Genomic DNA, 3,897 nt, shown 5'->3' on the forward strand with positions numbered 1-3,897 from the left:
TTCAGAATCTTTCCTGCGCAGTAATAGGACAAGAAAGGCCAGATTAACAAACTGAAGGCTGGTATTTAAATATCGCTCACAGTTTTTCCATAATCTGCGACATTTTTCCAGCCAGGAAAATGAACGCTCGACAACCCACCGATTTGGGATCACTCTGAAAGTATGAAGCTCATGACGTTTGGCTATTTCGACGGTGGCGCCCAATATCTCACGTACACCCTCAGCAAAGGAAACTCCCGTGTAACCCCCGTCCGCTAAAACATTCGTCACACCGATAAGCGCATTCTTGTGCATAGCAAAGGTGGCCAACATGCCTTTTCTGTCCGCCACATCAGCGGTAGTTACCGTGATAGCATGTGGAAGTCCCTGGTTATCCACGGCAATATGCCGTTTGATGCCGGAAACCTTTTTACCCGCGTCATACCCCTTTTCACGTGCCGTGTCCGTATTCTTGACACTTTGCGAGTCAACTATCACGAAAGAGGTGTTGACGTTCCGACCATGGTTGATACGGACCTCGCCAACGACATTTTTTTAAAGCTTGCTCGAGCAGGCTGGGTTCTGTGTCTGACGGCCTTTCTTTCCAGAGTTTGAAATAGTAATACACCGTGCTTTTGGCGGGAAAATCACTGGGCAGCATATCCCACTGACAACCGCTCTTGAGTAAATATAACAAGGCACAAAATACCTCGTAGACATCCACTTTTCTGGGGCGTGTGCGCTTCCTGTTGCTGAGCAGCAGGGGTTCAATTTCCATGAACACTTCTCGACTCATATCACTGGCATAAGTTTTTCTCATCCCGGCAGTTTACATGAAAAACTCTTCAGGGTTAAAAAGATTCTGAATAGGTTCTAAGATATCCACGTCGCTAAAGTCGATGATTTCTTGGGTTGTCTTGGGGTAAGCGTAAATCGGGAACAGCTTAATGCTGACTTCCTCCATCTTCGGCGTGGATGTCTCACCGCGTGCCTTGCCCTCTTCCCCGTGGGCTACCGCTGCGCCACCGACTGAAACCAACTGTTTGTATTCGTTGCTGCGCGTAGTCTTGAGGGTACAGATCCGGCGCATAACCGACTCATCCGCCAATTGCTGCATGATCTGCCTGTTTAGTTCAGGAATAACGGTATAGCCACCCTCGGACGGCACGTCCGTAGACAAAGTACGGGTTTCACCCGTCACGATATAGTGTCGCAGTTCGTCATTACTGAGTTTTTCACTGGTCGGCTGGGTCTTCGCCTGATGGCGTTCTCCATCAGCAATTGACTCATAACGGGCAATTTCGGCATTCAGGGCATCGGACTGGCTGCGCAGTTCGTCAAACTGTTTGGCTTCCTCTTCGGTCAATGAGCGTTTTTCAGTTTCGGCTTTAGTGAGCAGGGAGCGCATTTGTTCAGTGAAGGTTGCCTTTTGCTGGCGTAATTCGAGGAGTTTTTTCATGGTGTTTTACGGTTGGTTATTCTGCTTTAAACACTATTTAACATCATGATAAACAATAAAAAAGCCCCTGACATTCAGAGGCTAAACTTGCGAAAACACGAGGACGGAATATTTACAAAAGTTTTCACTTTACAAATGGAAGTATTGGAGGATTTGACTCCACCATTTTTTTTCTTTCACTGGTATGGTGTATTCATCCTGACAACGACCACCAGATACATTCAAATAAGCGTAATATTTATTTTTACTCATGAGTTTCTTTTCAGGTAAAATATGTTCACCTCCCGCAATTCCATTTGAGAGACAAAATGGGGAGCTTTGCCCTATATAATTATATTCTTTATCATAAAGAACGACGTATTCAGGCTGATAGTGAAAAATCCATGAGTATATTCCAATAATATTTACTGGTAACACATAATAATATTTTGCTATAAAATCACCATTATTCATTTCAAAGTTTTTATATGAAAAAAAGAATGTTACATGTGATAAAAAAAACCACCATAGAAAAATTGCAGTAATTACGACATGCTTTATGTATTTAACTATTTTCATACATGACCTTTAAATGGGCAGGCGGAGCCATCCAATGTACATCTGAGAAAACAATATAATCTCCACCTTCACCATGTATTTTCTGCCATTCTCTAAAATCCCTATTAAAAACTGGAACAAACCCGTAATACTCTCTATATAGCTTACCCCACTCTTCACCAAAAAAACTGGTCAAATATTTAGGAGATTCACTAAGAGGAAGCATACCTTCACGCCCCCAAATACCTAACGGTTCATGACCTCCAGAGAAATTATAAGCATCCTTAATAAAAAAACCTATTTGATCCACTACGAATTTCTTTTTTCTCTGTGATAAATCATAGTATCCTTGCACACAAAACTCCATATTGCTTGCCCCGATAGCTCCCTTAAAATCGTCATTAGTATCAAACTTCCCACCAAAATCCAGAGAGTTAATTTGAGTGGTAAAGTCTATGTCAATTATGTCATCATTATAGCCTATATAAATTTTATTTGACGAAGGATTCATCTCTTTATTTCTTTCTAATAATGGACCAAAAAGCCTTCCATTACTTTTATCGTTACCCAATCTAGTAATAATTAATTCATTAATTGCATCTTGTACTCGCTCATACCTTAATGCCCATTCCATTTTTACAATTGAATCATTGTAATGTTCTTTAGGTATATCCGTTGCTTTTCCTAAAATATATTTCTTCCTTAAATTATCATCCATTTCAAAAAGTGGCCTATTAAACCACTCTCGCATTAATTTTGATGCCATTTCCCATCCCATTTTATTCATGATGTCGGGAAGTTGGTTAAGAGATATTTTATCATACTCAAGATCTGTATTAGCTCCACCTTTAACAGTTTTAGTTTTTAAAATGCTCATTTATCCATCCCCATTTTTGTTTGAAATAAATATTCGACTTCAACATCTTCTTCTTTTTTGGAGTTTATATATTCTGTAACACCTAATTGTTTTGAAATACCTTTTATTGAACCTTTGTTTGTTTTTATTCCATAGGCTATATCGCTGCATACACTCCCATCAGCTTTATTTTTCACCGTAAACTTATGGCTGAATAAAGCCTCTGTTGCGGTTTTCAGCAAAGAATCAAATCCCGAAAGCAACGGTCTTTCCTCTTCACGCCCCTGCAATTGCGATATCGCATAGCCTGTTGTCCCTGCCGCGCGATGCGTGAATGACATCGACTTATAATCAAGCTGTACCGTTTCATACGGGATCTGGTCATTGTCATCTATCGAATGCGGATAGTGGCAGGAAAAATCAACAATGGTGGCACCTGTCAGTTTGATCTCATAGAAAAATTCCAATTGTCCGGCAAGGTTTACGCGGTAACACTTAAAAAGGGCATCCAGCAACTCGTTCTTGTCTATCGCCAACCCCAGCAACGGGGAAGATTTATCAATGGGTTTGGTAAAGCTGACCGGAAGGTGATTGACGTTCTGATCGCGTGTCATCATGTGGCTGAGGTGCAATACCTGTATTTCATCTTCCCGCCCGGCCTGATAGCGGTTACCGATAGATTCGGGGGTTGAACAGCCCGCCGAGATTAAGCCTTGTTTCTTGCCCTTTAATGACAAGTAAATGAGATATGACATTCCTGTCTCCTGTCATCTGGTTTTCAATGGATGCTCATTACAGCATCAATCAAACAGGATATAACAGTAATGCTTATCTATTCCAGCATGAATAAAAGATCGCCAGAAAAATTGTGATTAACCTCTCTTCTTAAATAAAATCAGATAATTACCTAATTTAAATTTCAGATAGTACCCTAATAAAAAAACAAATTGATGCACTAGATTTATCTTCTTAGATTCCTCCGGCTTTTATTTGCCTGCCAGAAGATACCCCCTAAAAATCTTTTTCACCCTCTCAGTTATGCACCCTCTGCATAATACCCTGAAAG

3 protein-coding genes and 2 pseudogenes are annotated in these 3,897 nt (G+C 40.7%); all 5 read right to left on the minus strand.

Features of this window, described 5'->3' with window-relative positions:
• Positions 1 to 799, minus strand: a protein-coding gene (locus PSI15_RS17265) for an IS5 family transposase (RefSeq protein WP_273584598.1) whose coding sequence is annotated in 2 segments (ribosomal slippage) — positions 1 to 534 and positions 536 to 799 — 798 coding nt annotated over the 2 segments. Because the reading frame shifts where the segments join, the coding sequence is not laid out codon by codon here. This gene is flagged as partial in the annotation.
• A 54-nt stretch (positions 800 to 853) separates the two neighbouring features.
• Positions 854 to 1,438 (minus strand): annotated as a pseudogene (locus PSI15_RS17270) (phage major capsid protein); the annotation flags it as partial.
• A gap of 129 nt (positions 1,439 to 1,567) precedes the next feature.
• A complete protein-coding gene (locus PSI15_RS17275) occupies positions 1,568 to 1,996 on the minus strand; it encodes a DUF6201 family protein (protein ID WP_273584599.1) in 429 nt (142 codons plus the stop codon).
• Positions 1,983 to 2,852 carry a DUF6402 family protein gene (locus PSI15_RS17280; RefSeq protein ID WP_273584600.1) on the minus strand — a complete coding sequence of 290 codons (870 nt, stop codon included), beginning with the start codon at positions 2,850 to 2,852 and terminating at the stop codon, positions 1,983 to 1,985. The genes PSI15_RS17275 and PSI15_RS17280 overlap by 14 nt, the downstream gene beginning before the upstream one ends.
• Positions 2,853 to 3,127: 275 nt before the next feature.
• Positions 3,128 to 3,586, minus strand: a pseudogene (locus tag PSI15_RS17285) (Hcp family type VI secretion system effector); the annotation flags it as partial.
• Positions 3,587 to 3,897: the final 311 nt, after the last annotated feature.

It is taken from the genome of Xenorhabdus sp. PR6a, from assembly GCF_028599065.1.
In the GTDB taxonomy this organism is placed as follows: Bacteria; Pseudomonadota; Gammaproteobacteria; order Enterobacterales; family Enterobacteriaceae; genus Xenorhabdus; species Xenorhabdus doucetiae.

Bases quoted from the DNA above. Each gene is read 5' to 3' on its own strand.
- PSI15_RS17275 (WP_273584599.1), bottom strand. From the start codon at position 1,996: ATGAAAATAGTTAAATACATAAAGCATGTCGTAATTACTGCAATTTTT.
- PSI15_RS17280 (WP_273584600.1), bottom strand. From the start codon at position 2,852: ATGAGCATTTTAAAAACTAAAACTGTTAAAGGTGGAGCTAATACAGAT.